Origin of the sequence: Kitasatospora sp. NPDC007106 (genome assembly GCF_040634455.1) — a bacterium.
GTDB lineage: Bacteria > Actinomycetota > Actinomycetes > Streptomycetales > Streptomycetaceae > Kitasatospora > Kitasatospora arboriphila.
In genome coordinates this window covers 1-2,337 of record NZ_JBEYFP010000878.1, presented here as the reverse complement: position 1 = coordinate 2,337, position 2,337 = coordinate 1, and the positions used below count along the sequence as shown (strand labels likewise).

1 protein-coding gene and 2 pseudogenes are annotated in these 2,337 nt (G+C 75.3%); all 3 read right to left on the bottom strand.

Annotation, left to right across the window (positions count from 1 at the left end):
- Positions 1-256, bottom strand: a pseudogene (locus ABZ641_RS33540) (hypothetical protein); the annotation flags it as partial.
- 9 nt (positions 257-265) lie between these two features.
- Positions 266-1,867 carry a hypothetical protein gene (locus tag ABZ641_RS33535; RefSeq protein ID WP_359988036.1) on the bottom strand — a complete coding sequence of 534 codons (1,602 nt, stop codon included), beginning with the start codon at positions 1,865-1,867 and terminating at the stop codon, positions 266-268.
- Positions 1,868-2,174: 307 nt separating this feature from the next.
- Positions 2,175-2,337 (bottom strand): annotated as a pseudogene (locus tag ABZ641_RS33530) (phosphotransferase); the annotation flags it as partial.

The window sequence follows — 2,337 nt, the reverse complement described above, 5'->3', positions numbered from 1 at the left end:
GGCCCAGGTCCGTCCAGAGGTCCGTGAACCGCTCGGGCGGCAACTCCGCTGCTGCGGCCACCACATGCGGCAGTGCCGCGTAGGCGCCGTCCAGGACGACGTCCTCGCGCATCAGGCTGTCGGACAGGCCCTGCCAGGCCTCCCGCCACTCGTCACCGGGGGTGGCGATCGCATCCACGACCCGCCGCACGTCCTCGGCGGTCACCCCGTCGAGCTCACGCCAACGGGGGCTGTTCAGGGGCAGCTTCGCACGCATGGGACGAGGTTAGCGATCGGCACCGTCGGCCTGGGCAGGTGCCCGGGTGCCCTTCTGGTGGCGGCCGTCGGCCCGATCGGTCGGCTCGCCGACGCGTCCGCTCGTCCACGCGTCGACGGTGGCCACCAGCGCGTCGGGCGCGAGCCGTTCCAGCAGGGGCAGGACCTTGAACCAGCCGTCGAGTGCCGCCGCCCGGACGGCCAGCCTGCGGGCCTCCGACGGTTCGTGCGACTCGGTGAGCACTTCGGCGAGTTCGGTCAGCGCGCGGGCCCGGGTCGCCCGGTGGACGATCGTCCGGGCGAGCGCCTCCGCCCGTTCCCGCTGCCCGTGGCGGGCCGTCTCCGGGACCACCGCCACCAGGGCGTGGTCCCGCAGCCACGGGTCGTCGATCGTGTCGGCGAGCCTCACGGCCCGGTCGGTCTCCCCCTGCCGGGCGAGTTCGCGGACCACGGCGACCAGTGCGTGACTGCGCGCCGCGCCGTCGCCGATCGCCCGGGCGAGCTCCTCCGCCCGGCCGGTGTCACCGCCGCGGGCCAGCTCCGCCACGATCTGCGTCTGCCGCTCCTCGCGGATGTCCGGGGCGTGCATCGCGTCGGCGAAGGCAGCGGCCCGCTCGACCTGCCCGTGCAGGGCCAGCATGCGCGCCGCCGCCGTGCACAGCGCGATGGCCTCCCCGGAGGACGTGGCGCAGGCACCGAGCAGAATCTGCGTCCGGTCCGCGAGGGCGAGGGCCGTCTCCACGTCGGTGCTCGCGGGGGCCGAGGCGAGCACGACCGTCATGACCCAGGCGTCGAGGGGCGACCGGCGCGGACGGCGGAGCAGCGCGTCGAGGCGGTCCAGGTCCCCCCGGCCGAGGTCGCGCACCAGCACCGTCGCCAGCGGCCGTGGACGGTCCCGGTCGAAGCCCCCGCCGTGGCGCCCCCGGGACCGCGCCCAGTCCTCCAGCCGGTCGGCGAGGTCGTCCGCCCGGTCCCGGTCGCCGACGAGGTCGGCCACCTCGAGGAGGAGGACGAGCACCTTCGCCGCCGACGGATCGCTGCAGAGCACGTGGTCCTCGGCACGATCGGCGAACGCGAGCGCGGCGCGGGTGTCGCCGCCGTCCGCCACCGCCTTGGCCAGCAGCGCCCAGGTGACGGCCCAGTGGTGGGGATAGCGGACGGTCTCCGCCAGCGCCACGGCCCGGTCGCGTTCACCGGCCCGCGCCCAGGCCGACACCTGGCCGACCAGCGCCTGGTCCCGGCACTGCCGCAGGGTGATGGAGTCGGTGAGCGCCTGGGCCCCGTGCACGTCCCCCGCGTCGGCCGCGGCCCGCACCACGGCCAGCAGCCTCTCCGCCCGGCGGAGTTCGTCCCCGGTCGACAGGGCCAGCTCGGCCGCCAGCGGCAGGTGTCCCGTTCGGGCGAGCCCCGCCAGCAGCCACGGGGGGAGGGACCCGGCGTCGGCGCCGAACCGCGGCGGTGCGGACAGCCGCAGGAGGGTCACCAGACAGGGGGCGAATCCGCTCCGGGCGGTGCCCCGTCCGGCGTCCTCCTCCGGCGCGAGCCCGCGACCCACCTCCCACTGCCGCAGGAACGGAAGCGCGTGCCCCCACTGGTCCAGCCCGTTCCGCATCCCCGCAGCCCCTCCCGCGCCGACTCGCCTCCCCCAGCATGACGGCGCCCGCCGACACCGTCACCGGCCGGGTGCACCGCCAGAACCGTCCGAGCACCCTTGAGGGCAACTCCAGGAGCTGTCTTCAAGGGCACTCGGGAGGTCGATTCAGGGGCGCGGGGAACTGCGCAGTCCGAGAGTGGTGCCCCTGACCAATCCGGCTCAGCCCTGGGCCGCATCCGAATTGCGCAGTTCTCCCCCAGCCTTCGGCCGGGAGGTGCCCCCCACACGCCCCTATGCGGCATCCATACGCCTGCGAAGACACACCCTAGGCCTCCGCGAGCACCGTCCGGATCACGTGCCGGGCGTTGTCCGCCATCGCCCGGTTCGTCCTGCGGTAGTACGGCAGCGCGATCAGTGCCTGTGAGAGCGTCCGTCCCCGGCCCCTGGTCCAGGTCGCGTCGTCCACGTCGAGCGCCGCGCGGAAGACC

What these genes read in the sequence shown, in the direction of transcription:
- ABZ641_RS33535 (WP_359988036.1), bottom strand. Translation starts at nt 1,867, where the DNA reads ATGCGGAACGGGCTGGACCAGTGGGGGCACGCGCTTCCGTTCCTGCGG.